Source organism: Veillonella sp. 6_1_27, assembly GCF_000163735.1.
In the GTDB taxonomy this organism is placed as follows: domain Bacteria; phylum Bacillota; class Negativicutes; order Veillonellales; family Veillonellaceae; genus Veillonella; species Veillonella parvula_A.
The window spans coordinates 1-18909 of record NZ_GG770215.1; the positions used below are offsets into that span (position 1 = coordinate 1).

The following is an 18909-nucleotide window of genomic DNA, read 5'->3' on the forward strand; positions in this document are numbered from 1 at the left end:
TTAAGCAGAAATGTGCAACAAATATATATAACTTCTATGTGGTTTTCAGAGTACAAACTCTGACAGATTCAGTGGCGATGGCTATGAGGATCCACCTGTTCCCATCTCGAACACAGTAGTTAAGCTCATAAACGCCGAAAGTACTTGGCTGGAGACGGCCTGGGAGGATAGGAAGCCGCTGATTGACTAAAAGAAAAAGGTCTACCTAAAGGTAGGCCTTTTTCTTTTTGCTAGTCTTCGACTAGCTAACCCTACTAGAGCAGCCTCCAGCCAAGGTTGTAGAGGTTGTATCTATGTACGTGTCCGTGTAAGACGGCCCTGGGAAAAGCAGGGCAGTAGAAGATGGAGGAGTGAAACGACGACAGATTCACTGCATCGCTTTCTTCCGAACGTAAGATTTACCGAGCTGCGAAGCAGAGAAGGAAAATCCACAGTGAGGAAGCAAGTAGGGCAACCGAAGAGGTCTTAGAGCTAAGCGACGCAGCCGAACCATATGAGTGCTTCCGAACGTAAGATTTACCGAGCTGCGAAGCAGAGAAGGGAAATCCACAGTGAGGATTGATAGGAAGCCGCGGCTAATGGTAGTATCTAACTAATCCATACGGTAACGAGGCACAACGTGCCAATGTTACCGAACCGTAAAGCAGTTGAGCTACTTTAAATATATGTAAATAAACTTTATCTAATCGATACCGCGGTGCGCAGCACCAATGGTATCGAACCGTAAACTAGTTGAGCAACTCCATATTTATGTAAATAACAAGCCCCATGATCACAAAATCATAGAGCCTATATATTAATAACAACTTATTAGGAATTTAATATATATACAAAAAAAGAGCTGCCTAAGCAGCTCTAATTCTTTATTATTCTACACCAACCATTACGCTAGTGGATTTGATAACAGCGACAACTTCTTTGCCAACTGCTAAGCCTAATTCTTTAACGGATTGAATAGTAATGTCAGCAGTAACAATATTATTATTACCTACGTTGATTTTTACGATTGCATTTACAGCGCCTTCTTGGATCTCAACGATAGTACCTTTTAATTGATTTCTTGCACTTAATTTCATGGATATCTCCTTAAAAAACAATACAAAAAGTATATATATTATAATATTTTGCATATAATTTGTGATATACATTACATCACAAATTATATGGAGCGGGCGAAGGGAATCGAACCCTCCTCTCAAGCTTGGGAAGCTCGCATTCTACCGATGAACTACGCCCGCACGATGTAAATATTGTATCATATATTTACATATACATTCAAGTAATCATAGATATATCTATGATTATACCTATAGTAGTAAATGTATTGAATTACTTTCAATCTAGATGTATAAAATAATAGAAAAGGAGGAATTCGTATGTCAAAAGTATATAAAGTTCATAAATGGTTATCTATCATTTCCTTAATTTTCTTCTTAATGTTTTGTATTACAGGATTAGTACTCATGTTTCGAACTGAGTTAAATGCATGGGCTCAAGGTGGAACAATACATCATTCATCAGCTATAATGTCGATGAATGAACATGAAGAATCTATATTTAAGTATGCTGATCAGGGGGCACTACTTGTTAAACAGAAATATCCATCAAAAGATATTTTGAATATATCCCCTGCTATGGGGGCTACACATATTTTACGGTATCGTATTATTGAATCTACGGCTACGGTAGCACCTCCAGCTCGCATGGGAATGGGTGGGGATTATGTTTTATATAATCCTATATCTAAAGAACTGATTACTTCACATAATGAGCCTCCTGTACATCCTTGGATTCGTAGTATGTTACATACTCTTCATCAATTACATACACGATTAGATTTAGGTAAAATTGGCATATATATTGTAACATTCTTATCATTTTTATGTAGTCTCACTATTATTTCAGGGATTTTTTTATATGGTCCATTTCGTAAAAGTTATTCTAAAGCCTCTGTTTTATCTAAGAAAATGAAAATAGGTGTATTACATCGTGAATTCTCAATAGTTGCAACGGTCTGGGGATTTATATTATGTATAACAGGTGTATGGATTGGGGGCTTTTTTATTGCAAATGATAACTATAATGCCGATGTACTTCATAATGCTAAACAGGAACTTTCGATTGGACAATCTGAAATATTGCAACCATCAGAAGCAATTTCTCGTATAATGAAAGTATATCCAGATCGACAAGTTATTTCTATGGATTATCCATCTAAGTTTAACAATTACCATTATGCATTTTATTTAGGTGCAGAAAATGATGATGATCCAGCTATGTTTCTTGGACAGCCTGTATATGCTAACTTGTATGTCGATTCTAGTAATGATAGATTTTCTACTAAAGCAGTTCCATGGTATTTTACAGGTATGACGACTATGATTAACCTACATATTCATAATCATAATACGATGGCTCTGAAGATATTGTGGGCTATATGGGATATTGTTCTCATTATTGGTATCGTGACTGGACTTATGATGACTATTATTAGAAAGTATAAAAAATCAGATGTAATTCTATCTAAAGTATCGGTAGAGGAAAAGCATATTTGGCGTACACCATTATTTTGTAGTATATCTGTTCTTATAGGATTGCTTCTACCACTTTGGCAAAATCCTGTTATGAATACGATTGCTGCTATTTGTTTAACTGTATCACTTATTGTATTTTTTATCTCTTTACTTAAAGAAAGTAAACAATATTGATTATTTTCGAACTGAAATGATATAATAATAAATATAGTTGTTTTTATATACATAAAAATACGTATTATTATTTATGACTCAGAAAGTGGTAGTTATTATGAATTTTATAAAAGCATTTTTCCAGTCAGAGTCTGCTGGTGGGATATCCTTGCTGTCCGCTGCTATTTTAGGCGTTCTTGTGGCGAACTCACCGATTGCAGCACAGTATTTTGCAGTCATGCAAATACACCTTGGTCCAATGACTATACTGGAGTGGGTAAATGATGCCTTAATGGCTCTTTTTTTCCTTTATGTTGGTATAGAGATCAAGAAGGAAATGATTTCTGGGGAGCTTGATACGAAGGCGAAACGTGTGCTTCCCGTATTAGCCGCATTTGCAGGTGTTATTACGCCAGCTATTGTGTATTATTTTGCGGCTGGATATATGCCAGAATATAGACATGGTTGGGGGATTCCTACCGCTACAGATATCGCTTTTGCTATAGGCGTTATTACAATGCTTGGTAATAAGGTATCTACAGCGATGAAAGCCTTTCTAGCTGCATTAGCTATTATTGACGACTTGATTGCCATAGTCGTTATTGCTCTCTTTTATGGGGCAGGCGTTAATTTTATGGATTTAATAGCTGCTGCGGCTGTAACTGGTTTACTGATTTATACTAATAAGCAAGGCTATTTAAGACCACTTCCGTATTGTGTTCTAGGATTAGTTCTTTGGTATTTAGTTTTAAAATCTGGTGTGCATGCTACCATTGCTGGTGTTGTACTGGCTATGACAATTCCTTTTAAAGGTAAAGTTATAGATAAGGTAGTATATCCTATGGAAGAATGGGCCCATGCTTTACGCAATTGGGTAAACTTCTTAATTATACCATTATTTAGTTTTTTAAATGCTGGTGTATCCTTTGCTGATTTTTCCATAGATAATTTATTCCATCCTGTAATCATAGGTGTTTCATTCGGTTTAATCTTAGGAAAACAATTAGGTATATTCTCTGCCGTCTACATTTTGGTTCAATCTAAGGCAATTAAGATGCCTACAAAAACGACGTGGCCTGAAATTTATGGGACAGCTATTTTGTGTGGTATTGGCTTTACTATGAGCCTTTTTGTTGCTACACTGGCTTTCCCACCAGGTATAACACAAGAAATGGCTAAGGTAGGTATCTTTATAGGATCAATCACGGCAGGCTTGCTAGGTGCGATTGTCCTAATTTTAGCTTATCAAATACGCAAGATGCGTGGTAAAATTTAATAAAATAATCTTTTGTAAGTATAGAAAGGATTCAAATGGAACGCATTTTTGTTTTCTTACGTTCTCCAGGTGCAGCTACATCTGTACTCCTAGGAGCAACAGTACTCGCTTTAATTTTAGCGAACTCTCCATCATCTGAACAATACTTTCAAATCGTTAATCACCATATAGGTAATCTAACAATTTTAGAATGGGTTAATGATGCATTGATGGCAATCTTCTTCCTTTTTGTAGGTCTCGAAGTTAAGCGTGAATTAGTATCAGGTGAGCTTAATACTAATGCTAAGCGTGTGATGCCAGGCATTGCCGCATTATTTGGTGTTCTAACGCCCGCTTTTATCTACTACTTAATTGCAGGTTTTCATTCTGAATATATACATGGTTGGGCAATACCAACTGCTACGGATATTGCATTTTCCATCGGTATTATATCTGCATTAGGCTCTAGAGTACCGAATTCAATGAAAGTATTTCTAACAGCTCTTGCCGTTATAGATGATTTGATTGCTATCATCGTAATTGCAATCTTCTATGCGTCAAGTATTCACATGATGTATTTAGGTGCAGCTGTCGTAGTTGTAGCTGCTTTAATCTATTGTAATAAGCAAGGATATGTACGACCTTTACCATATATCATTCTAGGGTTTATCCTTTGGTATTGTGTATTAAAATCTGGTTTACATGCAACTATGGCTGGTGTAATCTTAGCTATGACAATTCCTTCAAAAGGCAAACGAGGCCGTAAGTATGTTCGCCCAATGCAACATTGGGAACATTTATTGTCCAATTGGGTTAGTTTTTTAGTTGTACCAATATTTGCATTCTTTAATGCTGGTGTAGATTTACGTAATGTATCTGTTAATGACTTAACGCATCCTGTAGTGCTTGGTGTTGCATTAGGCCTTATTATAGGGAAACAAATAGGTATTTTTGGTGCAGTATTTGCGATGGTGAAATGTGGCCTTGTACCAATGCCGACAGAAGCTAATTGGAAGCATGTATATGGTACTGCGATTGTATGTGGTATAGGCTTTACAATGAGTATCTTCGTATCTATCTTGGCATTTGAACCCGGTCACGCTCAAGAAATGGCAAAAGGTGGCGTTATACTTGGCTCATTAATCTCTGCATTATTCGGCTACATCTTCTTAAGACTTGTTGGTGCAAATCGGAAAGAATGTCATATTGGTGTATACCATAACTGCTAAAATTAAATAAAACTATTAAATCTCCATTGTAGACTGAAGAGAATTTCCGACTTTAAAAGTAATCTAAGCGAATATTCTTGCAGGATATAATGGAGATTTTCATTGGTATCTTATAATTTTATGATATATATGTAATACACCCTTAAAACTATACTATAACTATAATTTAATATATGAATTATTGATATTAATTGAACCTTTATGGTTTATAGATTATTTAAAACTGTATAGTATACTACTTAATGTAAGGTGAGGTGTATATGATAAAAAAAATAATTATTGCATGTACGCTTGTTTGTATGATTGTAATGATATCCTCTGTATCATTAGCAAAAACTATTGATCGTGGGCAACGAGGACATCATGTTAGTAAGGTGCAAACTATGTTAAAGCATCAAGGTTTTTTACATGATTCTATAGATGGCATTTACGGTCATAATACAGAACAAGCTGTTCGAAAGTTTCAAAAATCTAAAGGGCTCCCTGTAGATGGTCGTGTTGGTCCAGCTACGATGAATGCTTTGGAAAAGATGGAGACTCGTTATGGTGGCCATGGCACAGAACGCAATCATAATGGAGTGCCTAATAAATACTCTAAAGTTTTAACGATGGAGGCTAGTGGCTATTCATCTCAAGATCCTGGCAACGGAAAATATACAGCTACAGGTAGTCGTCTACGGAAGGGACTTGTGTCTGTAGACCCTAAATTAATCCCCTTGGGAACGCGATTATATATTGAAGGTTATGGCTACGCTGTAGCTGACGATGTAGGTGGTGCTATCAAAGGGCATCGCATTGATTTAGCTTTTGATTCTCGTGCAGAAGCATTGCAGTTTGGACGTCAATCTGTAAAGGTTTATATTTTATAATGATGACTCTCTAGCTTTATATAACTATATGATAGGTTTATAGACTAAAATCATATTCTTGTATAAAATGCTAGAGAGTTTTTCTTTTACCGAATTATAATGTATTCAAAACCTCGAATATTCGGAAATTATGGTATAATATAGATATATGATGATGACTCATGATGTTAAATTGATGAGTATACTCAATAGTTATATGATGAATGGTAAAGGATAATCCTATGGATAAAGTACGGCGTGTAGAACGAATGGTGGCAATGACAAAACTGTTAGTTGATTCACCACAAAAATTGATTCCTTTAAATTATTTTTGCGACTTTTTTGGCATGGCTAAATCAACGGTTAGTGAAGATTTAACATGTGTAAGGCAGTCTATGGAACACTTTCAACTGGGGACCTTAGAAACGGTGGCCGGTGTAGCTGGTGGGGTACGATTTATTCCGCATCGTAAGGGAACACAAGCGAACGATATTTTACGCGATGTGCAAGCTCGTTTAATGGAGCCAGATCGCATCATTCCCGGTGGTTTTATTTATATGTCTGATATCTTATATGATTGGCACGTAATGACACGTCTGGGTGAGATTATTATGACTCGTTTCGTGGACCGTGAACCAGACTATATTTTGACTGTAGAAACAAAGGGAATCCCTTTGGCTGTAATGGTAGCGAGAGCTTTTAATAAACCACTTGTTATTGCTAGACGTGATAGTAAGGTAACAGAAGGTTCTGCTATTAGCATCAATTATGTAACAGGCTCCTCCGGGCGCATTCAAACTATGACACTAACTAAACGGGCAATTCCTCCAAATGCGAAGGTGTTAATTATCGATGACTTTATGAAAGCTGGCGGTACCGCTAAGGGGCTTAAAGAATTAGTTCTTGAAATGAGTGGGGTCGTTGTTGGCACAGGTGTTCTTGTAGCTACAGCTGAACCAAGTCCGAAGTTGATCAATGATTATGAATCACTATTTACTTTTTATGGTATCGATGAAAATACAAAGAAAATTAGTATAGAGCCTGTGTTAGATGCAGAGTAAATCATTAATATTAGGAAGATTATAGGCTGATATAATGGTTTATATTGAGTATTGACCTATGGGCTAAATAATGACGTAAATAATATTTAAAATGGTTTAGAGATATAAGAGATAACAGATAGGAGATTACTATGAATATTGCAAGCCTTATTTTAGCTGCTGGTAAGGGCACGCGTATGAAGTCTAAATTGCCAAAAGTGTTACACAAGGTCGGCGGTAAGGCGATGGTAGAACGCGTTCTTGAAACGGTTCAATCCATTGGTACCAATCGCGATGTTGTTATCGTTGGTTTTGGTGGCGATGCAGTACAAAATTACTTGGGAGAGCGTGCTGAATTTGTTCGTCAAGAAGAACAAAATGGTACAGGTCATGCAGTTAAGATGGCTCAACCAGTACTTGGTGATTATGATGGTACAATCTTATTGTTATGCGGTGATACTCCCCTGGTTACAAAAGAAAGTTTAGAAGCACTTTTAAAAGAACATAAAAATTCCGGTGCAGCAGCTACAATCTTAACTGCTCATATGCCGGATCCAACTGGTTATGGACGTATCATTCGTAATGAAGCGGGTTCTGTAGTTCGTATCGTAGAACAGAAAGATGGTAAACCTGAAGAATTAGCGGTTCAAGAAGTAAATACAGGTATGTACGCTTTTGATAGTAAAAAATTATGGCCTTGCTTAGATCAATTATCTGATGATAATGCCCAAGGTGAATTGTATATTACTGATGTAGTTGGTATTCTCGTAAATGGTGGCGACAAGGTAAGTGCATACATGACTAAGGATTTTGAAGAATCTTTAGGTGTAAACTCACGTTTGCAATTAGCAGAGGCTGAAGCTATATTAAAACATCGTAAAAATGTTGAGTTAATGACTGCTGGCGTAACAATTATTGATCCTGAAAATACCTATGTGGCTCCTGAAGTAACAGTAGGTGCAGATACAATTTTGCATCCTGGTACAATTCTTGAAGGTGATACCGTGATTGGTGAGCGTTGTGAAATTGGACCACACACTCGTTTGACGAATGTAAAAGTCGGCAATGATACGATTATCCACTTTACTTATGGTCATGACTGTGAAGTAAAAGACGGTGTAGATGTAGGTCCATATGTCCATTTGCGTCCAAATACAGTTTTAGGTAACAAGGTTCATGTAGGTAACTTTGTAGAAGTTAAAAACTCTAATGTTGGGGAAGGTACTAAGTTCCCACATCTCTCCTATATCGGTGATAGTGATGTAGGGGCTGGTGTTAATATTGGCTGTGGCACTATTACCGTAAATTATGATGGGAAAGTTAAGCATCGTACAACTGTTGGTGATGGCGCATTTGTTGGTTGTAATAGTAACTTAGTTGCTCCTGTAACAATAGGTAATTATAGCTATGTAGGTGCGGGCTCAACTATTACTAAGAACGTACCAGATAAGGCCTTGGCTGTAGGTCGCAGCAAGCAAATTGTGAAAGAAAATTGGGTAACAGAGGATACTTTCAAAAAGAAATAAAAAAAATCTCATATTTTTTAACACAATTAGGTCAAAATAGTATACAATAAAAAGGCAATAGTGTGTATCTGTAATGTATAGATTATGGATAAGTAACCAGTATAGGAGCAAATGAAAGGGTAACAAAATGGCATTTGAAGACGGCAAAAAACTCAAGATTTTCACAGGTAATGCAAATCCTGCATTGGCAAAGGAAATTTGTGATTATTTAGGGTTGCCTTTAGGTGAAGCATTTGTAGGTCGTTTTAACAATGGCGAAGTACAAATAATGATTGATGAAAGCGTACGTGGCAAAGATGTATTTATCATTCAACCAACTAGCTATCCTGTAAATGATAATTTAATGGAACTCATGGTTATGGCTGACGCGTTAAAACGCGCTTCTGCACGTCATATCACTGCAGTAGTTCCTTACTATGGCTATGCTCGCCAAGACCGTAAGACTCGCGGTCGTGAGCCGATTACAGCTAAGTTAGTAGCTAATTTGATGCAAACGGCAGGTATTACACGTCTTGTAACAATTGATTTACATGCAGGCCAAATTCAAGGTTTCTTTGATGTGCCTGTAGATCATTTGTTTGGCGCATCTATTTTGGCTAAATATATTAATGAAAAAAATATGGAAGATGTTATCGTTGTATCTCCTGACCTTGGCGGTGTTACAAGAGCTCGTGATTTGGCTGACCGCATTGGTGCACCGATTGCAATCATTGAGAAAAAACGCCCTGAACCAGGTGTGGCTAAAGTTATGAATCTCATCGGTGATGTGGCAGGTAAAAACTGTATTATTATCGATGATATCGTAGATACGGCTGGATCCTTGGTTGAAGGTGCTAAAGCATTGGAAGAATTCGGTGCTAAATCCGTTACCGCCGCTGTTACACATGCAGTGTTGACAGATCCGGCAAGTGAACGAATTGCAAATTCCAATATTAAGGAACTTATCGTTACTAATACTATTCCATTGCCGGAAAATTGCAACTTACCAAATATTACGCAATTATCCGTAGCTCCATTGTTGGGTGAAGCAATTATGCGTATCTTCCATGAAGTGTCTGTAAGTAATTTATTTGATAAATAATAGGTGATTTTTGAAATTAGTAGTAGGCCTCGGTAACCCCGGCAAGCAATACGAAAAGACAAAACATAATATTGGATTTATGGTTATTGATGCCATTGCCGATAGTGTCCCTCACACGCCTTGGAGAGAGGAGCAACGTGCTGAGGTATGCAGTATTACCGTAGATGGTGAGAAAGTATTACTTGTAAAGCCGCAAACATTTATGAATCTAAGTGGTGAGTCTGTAGGACCGTTAATGCGGTACTACAAAATTGATCCATCTGATGTGTATTGTATTTATGATGACATGGATTTACCTATAGGTAAGTTGCGTATTCGACCAAACGGTAGTTCGGGTGGACATAATGGGATTAAATCCTTAATTTCCCATATAGGAACAGAAAATTTTCCTCGATTCCGCGTAGGAATTGGACGTCCATTGCCACAATGGACTGTCATTGATCACGTTTTAGCACCATTTAGTGAAGAGTCGCAAGAGAAGGTGCAAAAAGGTATTAAGGATACGGTAAAAGCTGTATTAGGTACTTTAGAGGTAGGTATTGATAAAGGCATGAATCAATTCAATCCTAAACGTCGTCCACAGCGATAAATACATGCATAAGGGCATGAGTCTCATTGAGATTCATGCCCTTTTTACGAGGTACATATGAGTAATCAAGAAAAAATGCCTTTTGTAGAGGCTTTAGAATCATATAAAGAACAACATTTTGTGCCCTTTCATACGCCAGGTCATAAGATAGGCGTTGAAGCACCTCAACTGTTAAAGAATTGGATGGGGCCAGCGTTACCCTATGACTTAGGTGTTATGTACGCTTTAGATGATTTACATGAACCTGAACGGGAATTAAAAGAAGCGCAAGACTTAACAGCCGAATTATATGGAGCTGATTTTTGTTGGTTTTCTATTAATGGTACTACAGCTTTGATTGAAGCCATGATTATGGGGACTGTAGGGCCTGATGAAATCATTATCATTCCTCGAGAAGCACATCGTTCCGTTATTAGTGGGCTTGTCCTCTCAGGAGCCAAACCAGTATATATGGACTGTGATTTTGATGAACGCTGGGGAATTCCACTAGGTGTATCATTAGAAAATGCTATCAAATCAATGGATGCACATCCAGAGGCAAAGGCGATTCTTTTAGTTTATCCAAACTATTATGGCGTGGGCATAGATATTGTTAATATCATACAAGAGGCTCATAAGCGGGGACTTATTGTACTTGTTGATGAAGCTCATGGGCCTCATTTGCCGTTCTCTGAAAGTTTACCTATAGAGGCTATAGAGGCTGGAGCAGATTTGGTGGCTCAAAGTACACATAAATCTGTTGGCTCTTTGACACAAACATCTTGGCTATTAGGGCAAGGTAAAAAAATTGATAAGCGGCGTATTACGCAAATGCATCAAATGCTACAAAGTACGAGTCCAAACTATATTTTCCTTGCTTCCTTAGATATGGCGCGCCATCAATTAGCCACAGCAGGTAATGATTTAGTAAGTCGTGCACTAGAGTTGAGTATGTACTTACGTGAGGAACTCAATAAAATTTCTGGTATTGCTACTATGGAATATACAGATATTCAAGAGCGGGTAATAAATTATGATTGTACTAAGGTGCTGATTGATGCTAAAGAATTAGGGCTCACAGGCGTTGCTTTTGAACGGATGTTACGAGAATATCATATTGAGGTGGAGTTAGTACAAGCTCATCATGTGCTAGTGCTCATTACCATAGGTGATACAAACGAGTCTGTAACTGCTCTTATTAAGGCTGTACAAGCTGTAAGTGAAAAGGTGTTACGTGCATTTAAAGAATTTAATAAAACAGAGGAAGAGCAATTGCAAGACATTAGTAAAGATTCTGCGCTGCTGCCAGCGCCTATTGTGCGCATAACCCCTCGTAATGCTATGTATGCAAATCGTGAGCAAGTACCTTTAAAAGAAGCACTTCATCGCATTGCAGGGGAGACAATTGCTTATTATCCACCAGGTATTCCCTGTGTAGCAGTAGGTGAAGAGATTAGTGCCTCTGTGTTACAATATATAGAGAATCACAAGGCTCTAGGTTATGTACCTAATGGGTCTGATGATATGACATTGGAAACAATTTGGGTGTTACAGGAGTAATTATGGGGACTTTAATCATATTAGAAGGTGGAGACGGCAGCGGTAAGGCTACACAAACTAAACTCTTAGTAGAGCGCTTGACCAAAGAAGGGCATGCCGTTAAGTCTGTGAGCTTTCCAAACTATGATAGCGGCGCCGCTATGCCTATTAAAATGTATTTAGCTGGTGAATTTGGTAAGGATGTACATGATGTAAATCCTTATGTGGCAAGCTCTATGTACGCTATCGATCGATTTGCTTCCTTCAGAACTGACTGGGAACAGTTTTACAAAAATGGGGGTATCATCATTGCAGATCGTTATACAACGTCTAACATGGTGCACCAAATGGTAAAATACGATGATCCGAAGGAACGTACTGCATTTTTAGATTGGCTTGAAGATTTTGAGTTCCAAAAATTTGGCTTGCCTAAACCTGATGCGGTATGCCTTTTGGATATGCCCCTTGAAGTGAGCGAAGCCCTTATGGCGGAGCGCACTGGTAAAACAGGAGGCAATACTGGTGATATTCACGAAGGGAATCATGCATATTTAGTAGCCGTTCACGGTGCGTATGAAGAATTAGTAAAGCGTTATCAATGGCACCGCATACCTTGTGCTGATAAAGCTAAGTCTAGTCAGTATACATTGCGTACTATTGAAGAAATTCATAATGATGTATATAGTGTAGTAGAAAATCTACTACCTTAGAAAAAGGCGACTCTTTTAAAAGTCGCCTTTTTCCTATATAATATTAATATTGAGCATGTATTGATAGGAGGCGCTATGACATATTTTGATTCTATAATTGGTCAAGATTCGATTAAGGCACACCTATCTGAACTTGTAAGTCGTAATGCATTACCTCATAGTCTCTTGTTTTATGGCGAATCTGGTCTTGGCAAGCTAGATATGGCCATAGGCCTAGCGTCTTTATTACTAGGACGTCAAGTATTCTCTCAACCTAAGGGGGAATCTTATTTAGCAGAGGTTAAGGAAGCCCGTTTAGCAAATGGGGATACGGAAAAACGTATCGAAGCCGAAGGATTACCTATCTATATGGATAAGGGTGATGCCTTTTGGATTCGCCCTATGAAAACAACCTTAAAGGTAGAGCAGTGGTATTCATTATTACAAGATCATCTGTCTGTGGCGGGCAATGGGAACCGCGTTGTCATTGTGGAGGACTTTCACACAGCCAATGCAGTCATGGCAAATGCTATGCTAAAAACCATTGAGGAACCGCCCGAACAGGTGTACTTCATCATTATTACGAACAAGATTAACACCGTATTGCCTACCATCATTTCTAGATGTATGGGCGTTGGTTTTAACAGTGTTGATGTAGATACGATTCGCACCGCTTTTGTAGCGCGTGGAATTACCGGTGATATAGAACAGGCTTTGTTAGCTGGTCATGGTAATCCACAATTGGTGGAAAAACTGGCGACACAAGATTGCATTGAAATGCTAGAGTTAGCCGTTAAGGTGATGGATATATTAGCTTTTGAAACGCGATGGTTTACTATGATTTCCTTAGCTTGTGAAAGCTTATCTCGTGAAAGCCTAACGGAATTGATGCGCTGGCTACGCCTTGTAAGTAGAGATATGATGGCTCTTAAAATGGGGGCTCAAGACACGCAATTACAAGTACCTATGTACAAAACTCAATTATTACGATTATTACCGCGCTGGTCCATGCAAGCATTGTCAGAGGTTGTTACTGAAACATTGCAAGCAGAACGGGCTTTGCGCTTACATATAAAAACCGCTCTCGTGGTGGACGGTCTTAGTATCGCCCTTCATGATGCTCGGGAGGAGGATTAAATGCTAACCATAGTTGGCGTACGCTTTAAAAAGGCGGGAAAGATTTATTATTTTCAGCCTGAACAATTAGAACTATCCGTTGGGGATGGAGTTATCGTTGAAACAGCACGTGGTGTAGAATACGGCACAGTTGTGATTGGACCTAAAGAGGTCTATGAAGATTCTGTTGTTGCCCCTGTGAAGCCTGTTATTAGACAGGCGACGTCTAAGGATTTGAAACAAATCGAGAAGAATAAAGAGCGCGAAGAAAAAGCCTTTGAAATTTGTCTCGAAAAAATTGAAAAACGCAAGTTACCGATGAAACTTATCAATGTGGAATACACATTTGATATGAATAAGATTATATTCTTCTTTACTGCAGATGGCCGTATTGACTTCCGTGAGCTCGTTAAAGATTTGGCAACTATATTTAGAACGCGCATCGAGTTACGCCAAGTAGGTGTCCGTGATGAGGCTAAAGTACTAAATGGTATCGGTGCTTGTGGTCGACCTTTGTGTTGTTCAAATTTCTTAGGTGACTTTACGCCTGTATCGATTCGCATGGCAAAGGATCAAAATTTGAGCTTAAATCCTACGAAGATTTCTGGTGTATGTGGTCGATTGATGTGTTGCCTTAACTACGAAGATGATTTATATAAAAAAGGTGGCGACCTATATGTGAAGAAGGAACGCCCTCAATCTCCTCAAGATATAGCACCTCCTGGCATTGGTAAGGAGGTTGTTACCGATGAAGGTATTGGTAAAGTTTTAAAGGTAAATCATCATAAGCATACTGTAAAGGTACAGCTCGAAGCGGGCCGTACTATCGATTTGAAATGGTCCGAGGTGGCATTGCCTGATGAATGATCAAGAACGACTTGATGATTTAATTATCGATGGCTTACAGATTTATCAGCGTTCTGATATGTTTCGCTTTTCCTTTGACGCCATAGCACTCATTCATTTTTGTCGTTTTAATGGTCGTCATACCTATGTTGATCTTGGAACGGGGTCAGGGGTTATGCCGCTTATAGGTACGTCATTAGGGGCAGGTCATATTACAGGTATAGAAATTAATGAAACTCTCGTTGAGTTGGCTAAGCGTAGCGTAGAACATAATCGTAAACAAGATGTGGTAAATATATTATGTGGCGATTATCGACATATGACATATCGCGATATACAAGATAAGCCTTTTGATGGTGTTATTGTTAATCCCCCTTTTTATGATTGTGAAAGCGGTGCAAAGCCTACATCTGAAGAGCGTAATTTAGCACTTCATGATGGACATACAACTTTATGTGATGTTCTGAAAGCGGTACAGTCCTTTATTAAATATAAAGGTCGTTTTTGGATGATTTATAGTGCTAGTCGCTTGCAATATGTATTACATGAACTAGAAAGGTTTAACTTTCAAGCAAAACGAATTCGGTTTGTTCATGGTATGCTAGATAAACCAGCAAAATTAGTTTTGATAGAGTCTATTTTTCAAGGTCAGGCAGGTCTTGTACTTGAGCCACCACTCATCGTTTACAAAAAAACGAATGTGTACACGAAGGAGGTGTCCTCTTGGTATGAACGATAATGAATGGGGCACCTTATACTTGGTGCCTACACCGATTGGTAATTTAGAAGATATGACGTATCGATCTGTTCGTATTTTGGGTGAGGTAGATGCTATTGCGGCTGAGGATACGCGTCATACGGGCATATTGTTAAAACATTTTGATATTAAAAAGCCTTTGATTTCTTATCATGAACATAATAAGGAGGAAAAAGGTGCTTATATTTTGGAGCTTTTGTTAGAAGGTCAGTCGATTGCTTGCGTTAGTGATGCGGGTATGCCTGCTATTTCTGATCCAGGGGCAGACCTTGTAACAAAGGCTATTGAAGAAGGCATAACTGTAGTACCTTTGCCCGGTGCTAATGCAGCGTTAACAGCGCTTATTGCATCAGGTTTAGATACTAAATCCTTTACCTTTGCAGGGTTCTTACCTAAACGGGGTAAACATCGGGTTGAAGAATTACAACGACTTTCACAAGTGATGGGAACCTTGCTGTTTTATGAAGCACCACATCGATTGCAAGAGGTGTTAGAAGATATGTATGAAGCTTTTGGCAATCGTTCCATTGTGGTGGCAAGGGAATTGACGAAGAAGTTTGAAACCTTTGTACGCACCGATTTGGAAAGCCTTGTGAAGGATTTAGAACAGCTCACCTATAAAGGTGAATTCGTCCTCATCGTAGGCGGTGCTGACACAGTGGAGTCCGATACTAGTGAAGTGTTGGATGAACCAGTATCTTATGAAGATGCTGTGCAAGCCCTTGTAGATACAGGGGTACCTAAAAAAGAAGCTATTCGCCAGGTGGCAAAGCGTTTTAACGTTTCCCGCCGGGATGTATATAATATTGTAGAACGTTAAACCTTCCCATTCGAAGGTTAGAAGGAGGCTCATCATGGGAGACACAAAGAAAACGTATTATATTACGACACCTATTTATTATCCAAGTGCTAAGTTGCACATTGGTCATACATATTGTACATCTGTAGCAGATACGATTGCTCGTTTTAAGCGATTGGCTGGTTATGATGTACGTTTCTTGACCGGTTCTGATGAACATGGCCAAAAAATTCAACGCGCTGCAGAAGCACAAGGCATTACGCCTTTTGAATATACTACAAATATTGTAAATGGTTTCAAAGCATTGTGGGAAAAAATGCATATTTCCAATGATGACTTTATTCGGACTACCGATGAACGTCATGAAAAGGTTGTTCAAGCGTTATTTACAAAAGCTTATGAGAAGGGCGATATTTACAAAGCCGAATATGAAGGCTGGTATTGTACACCAGACGAAACTTTTTGGACAGAGCAGAAGCTAGGACCTAATCATACTTGTCCGGATTGCGGTCGCCCTGTAGAGCGTGTTAAAGAGGAAAGTTATTTCTTCAAACTCGGTAAATATACGGATCAATGGCTTAAGTTTATTGAAGAGAATCCTGACTTTATTCAGCCTGAATCTCGGCGTAATGAGATGATTCAATTTGTAAAGCAAGGTCTAGAAGACTTGGCGGTGTCTCGTACATCCTTTGATTGGGGAATCAAGGTTCCATTTGATCCTAAACATGTAGTCTATGTTTGGTTCGATGCATTAGTGAACTATATTAGTGCACTCTCTCCATTTGATGGTGATGGTGAACTATATAAAAAATACTGGCCTGCAGATCTCCATTTAGTAGGTAAGGAAATCGTACGTTTCCATACTATTATTTGGCCTATGATGCTCATGAGCCTTGAGTTGCCATTACCAAAAAAGGTATTTGGACACGGTTGGATGATTGTAGATGGTACAAAGATGAGTAAATCCTTGGGGAACGTAATCGATCCAATCCCATTGATTGATACATATGGTGCAGATTCTTTGCGTTATTACTTATTAAGCGAGATTACGTTAGGTAATGACGGCAACTTTACGTTACCTAACTTCGTTACAAAAATTAATGCAGATTTATCTAATGATTTAGGTAACTTATTAAACCGTACTATTGCGATGATTGAAAAATACCATGGTGGTGTGATTACAAAATGCGATGATATGGATGATTTGGATCGTGATGTATCTACATTAGCCGTTCAAACTGCAAAAGATTTTGAAGCGGCGATGGAAAATATGGAGCTTAATAAAGCTATCAAAACTGTATGGTCCTTTATTGGTCGCATGAATAAATACATTGATGAAACAATGCCTTGGGTATTGGCTAAATCTGAAGATGCTCATGATAAAGTGCGCTTGCAATCTGCTATGTATCACTTGGCAGAGGCATTGCGTATCATTGCCATCTTGGTAAGCCCTGTAATTCCTGTAGGAGCTCCAAAAATCTGGGAACAATTAGGGCTTACAGGTTTTGAAGCTGCTACATTGGAAGATGCTAAAACTTGGGGATTATTGGCAACAGGTACTAAAGTTGTAAAAGGTGAACCTATCTATCCACGTTTTGAAGTTCCTGAAATGGTAGATGTTGTTGTTACAGAAGAAGTTGAAGAAGCTGTAGATACATCTAATATTCCACCATTAAAAGAAAATATTACCTATGATGACTTTGAGAAACTCGATCTTCGTGTAGCTAAAGTTATAAGCTGTGAAAAAGTGCCTAAGTCCAAGAAGTTGTTGAAATTTGTATTGGATATCGGTATTGAAGAACGAACAGTATTAAGTGGTATTTCCCAATATTATGAACCGGAGGCTATGGTTGGTAAAAAGGTAATTTATTTGTCTAACTTGGCTCCTAAAAAGATGATGGGCATCGAGTCTTATGGTATGATTTTGTCCGCCTCTGATTGGGAAGAACATTTAGAGGTAACAAATATCGAATCATTACCGGCAGGAAGTGTGGTTAAATAATGAAACTTTTTGATACACATGCTCATGTGAATGATGGGCGCTTTGATAATGATCGTAATGAGATGTTACAAGCCTGCTTTGATACAGGTGTAGAATATATTATGATTCCTGGTGTTGACAGAGGTACCGTTGAGTCTGGTTTAGCTTTGGCTAAACAGTACGATCAATTATATGCTGCTGTAGGGACTCATCCCCATGAATCAAAGGACTTTACAGAAGAAGACTACGCGTTTTATAAGGAACAAGCTCTTAACAATGATAAGGTACGTGCTATTGGTGAAATTGGACTAGATTATTACTATGATTTTTCTGACCGTGAAACACAAAAACGCGTATTTATTCGTCAGTTAGAGCTTGCTCGTGAAGTAGATCTCCCGATTATTATCCATGACCGCGATGCACATGGTGATATTATGAATATCTTGCGCAATGAAGGGAAGGATAACTGGGGCATTTTCCATTGCTATTCTGGTAGTTGGGAGATGGCAAAAGAAGCCATTAAAATGGGCTTTTATATTTCCTTTGCAGGTCCTGTAGTATTTCCTAAGTCTACAAATCTTAAGGAAGTGGCAAGACAAGTGCCATTAGAACGAATCCTCATTGAAACCGATTCACCGTATTTGACACCACCACCATTTAGAGGCCGTCGTAATGATCCAAGTAAAACTCAGTTTGTGGCAGAAGAAATTGCAAGCCTTAAAGGGCTCGATGTAGATGAGTTTTGTGAAATTACGTTCAATAATGGTAAACGAGTATTTGGCATCGAGTAAATATAGAAACTAGTTAATAAGATTTTTAGCGAATAAATATTTGTTGGATTCTAATCACTAAGATTTTCTGTGCTAAAGTATTAGAATACACGATAAAAGTAAATTAGAATTATAAATTATAAATTATAAAACGCGGTTCTCCCTTATCGGTGAGAAT

General features: G+C 38.3%; 17 protein-coding genes, 1 tRNA gene and 1 rRNA gene. 17 read left to right on the forward strand and 2 right to left on the reverse strand.

Annotated features, from left to right (window positions below; all coding sequences use genetic code 11):
* Positions 1–67 precede the first annotated feature (67 nt).
* Positions 68–184 (forward strand): 5S ribosomal RNA (gene rrf / locus HMPREF0874_RS00005).
* Positions 185–866: 682 nt separating this feature from the next.
* On the opposite strand, the gene HMPREF0874_RS00010 is transcribed toward rrf, so the two are convergent.
* The gene (locus tag HMPREF0874_RS00010; protein WP_004693239.1) at positions 867–1076 is read right to left on the reverse strand and encodes a molybdopterin-binding protein; all 210 of its coding nucleotides are present in this window, start codon (positions 1074–1076) and stop codon (positions 867–869) included.
* Between the two features lie 88 nt (positions 1077–1164).
* Positions 1165–1238, reverse strand: a tRNA-Gly gene (locus HMPREF0874_RS00015).
* 138 nt (positions 1239–1376) lie between these two features.
* Here HMPREF0874_RS00015 and HMPREF0874_RS00020 point away from each other — a divergent pair.
* The 16 genes from HMPREF0874_RS00020 (at position 1377) to HMPREF0874_RS00095 (ending at position 18752) form a co-directional block, all read left to right on the forward strand.
* Positions 1377–2708 (forward strand): PepSY domain-containing protein, encoded by a 1332-nt coding sequence (locus HMPREF0874_RS00020; protein WP_008600513.1) that lies wholly within the window; start codon positions 1377–1379, stop codon positions 2706–2708.
* 97 nt (positions 2709–2805) lie between these two features.
* Entirely contained in the window at positions 2806–3963 is a 1158-nt protein-coding gene (gene nhaA / locus HMPREF0874_RS00025; protein WP_004693243.1) for a Na+/H+ antiporter NhaA, read from the forward strand.
* Positions 3964–3998: 35 nt separating this feature from the next.
* On the forward strand, positions 3999–5171 hold the full coding sequence (gene nhaA / locus HMPREF0874_RS00030; RefSeq protein ID WP_008600515.1) for a Na+/H+ antiporter NhaA: 1173 nt from the start codon (positions 3999–4001) through the stop codon (positions 5169–5171).
* A gap of 260 nt (positions 5172–5431) precedes the next feature.
* A complete protein-coding gene (locus tag HMPREF0874_RS00035; RefSeq protein WP_039964865.1) occupies positions 5432–6040 on the forward strand; it encodes a peptidoglycan-binding protein in 609 nt (202 codons plus the stop codon).
* A 221-nt stretch (positions 6041–6261) separates the two neighbouring features.
* The gene (gene purR / locus HMPREF0874_RS00040; protein WP_008600517.1) at positions 6262–7080 is read left to right on the forward strand and encodes a pur operon repressor; all 819 of its coding nucleotides are present in this window, start codon (positions 6262–6264) and stop codon (positions 7078–7080) included.
* A 131-nt stretch (positions 7081–7211) separates the two neighbouring features.
* The gene (gene glmU, locus HMPREF0874_RS00045; protein ID WP_008600518.1) at positions 7212–8585 is read left to right on the forward strand and encodes a bifunctional UDP-N-acetylglucosamine diphosphorylase/glucosamine-1-phosphate N-acetyltransferase GlmU; all 1374 of its coding nucleotides are present in this window, start codon (positions 7212–7214) and stop codon (positions 8583–8585) included.
* A 127-nt stretch (positions 8586–8712) separates the two neighbouring features.
* The gene (locus HMPREF0874_RS00050) at positions 8713–9666 is read left to right on the forward strand and encodes a ribose-phosphate pyrophosphokinase (protein ID WP_004693255.1); all 954 of its coding nucleotides are present in this window, start codon (positions 8713–8715) and stop codon (positions 9664–9666) included.
* A 10-nt stretch (positions 9667–9676) separates the two neighbouring features.
* A complete protein-coding gene (gene pth, locus HMPREF0874_RS00055) occupies positions 9677–10255 on the forward strand; it encodes an aminoacyl-tRNA hydrolase (protein ID WP_008600525.1) in 579 nt (192 codons plus the stop codon).
* A 57-nt stretch (positions 10256–10312) separates the two neighbouring features.
* On the forward strand, positions 10313–11794 hold the full coding sequence (locus tag HMPREF0874_RS00060) for an aminotransferase class I/II-fold pyridoxal phosphate-dependent enzyme (RefSeq protein WP_008600527.1): 1482 nt from the start codon (positions 10313–10315) through the stop codon (positions 11792–11794).
* A 2-nt stretch (positions 11795–11796) separates the two neighbouring features.
* The gene (locus HMPREF0874_RS00065; protein ID WP_008600529.1) at positions 11797–12483 is read left to right on the forward strand and encodes a thymidylate kinase; all 687 of its coding nucleotides are present in this window, start codon (positions 11797–11799) and stop codon (positions 12481–12483) included.
* Between the two features lie 75 nt (positions 12484–12558).
* The gene (locus tag HMPREF0874_RS00070) at positions 12559–13599 is read left to right on the forward strand and encodes a DNA polymerase III subunit delta' (protein ID WP_008600532.1); all 1041 of its coding nucleotides are present in this window, start codon (positions 12559–12561) and stop codon (positions 13597–13599) included.
* Positions 13600–14445, forward strand: coding sequence for a stage 0 sporulation family protein (locus tag HMPREF0874_RS00075; protein WP_008600533.1), 846 nt, complete (start codon positions 13600–13602; stop codon positions 14443–14445). It begins immediately after the preceding gene.
* Positions 14438–15163 carry a tRNA1(Val) (adenine(37)-N6)-methyltransferase gene (locus HMPREF0874_RS00080; protein WP_008600534.1) on the forward strand — a complete coding sequence of 242 codons (726 nt, stop codon included), beginning with the start codon at positions 14438–14440 and terminating at the stop codon, positions 15161–15163. The genes HMPREF0874_RS00075 and HMPREF0874_RS00080 overlap by 8 nt, the downstream gene beginning before the upstream one ends.
* Positions 15153–16001 carry a 16S rRNA (cytidine(1402)-2'-O)-methyltransferase gene (gene rsmI, locus HMPREF0874_RS00085; RefSeq protein ID WP_008600537.1) on the forward strand — a complete coding sequence of 283 codons (849 nt, stop codon included), beginning with the start codon at positions 15153–15155 and terminating at the stop codon, positions 15999–16001. Before HMPREF0874_RS00080 ends, rsmI begins: the two co-directional genes overlap by 11 nt.
* Before the next feature lie 34 nt (positions 16002–16035).
* Positions 16036–17982: a methionine--tRNA ligase gene (gene metG, locus HMPREF0874_RS00090; protein ID WP_008600539.1), complete on the forward strand. Its 1947-nt coding sequence runs from the start codon at positions 16036–16038 to the stop codon at positions 17980–17982.
* The gene (locus tag HMPREF0874_RS00095) at positions 17982–18752 is read left to right on the forward strand and encodes a TatD family hydrolase (protein ID WP_008600541.1); all 771 of its coding nucleotides are present in this window, start codon (positions 17982–17984) and stop codon (positions 18750–18752) included. The genes metG and HMPREF0874_RS00095 overlap by 1 nt, the downstream gene beginning before the upstream one ends.
* Positions 18753–18909: the final 157 nt, after the last annotated feature.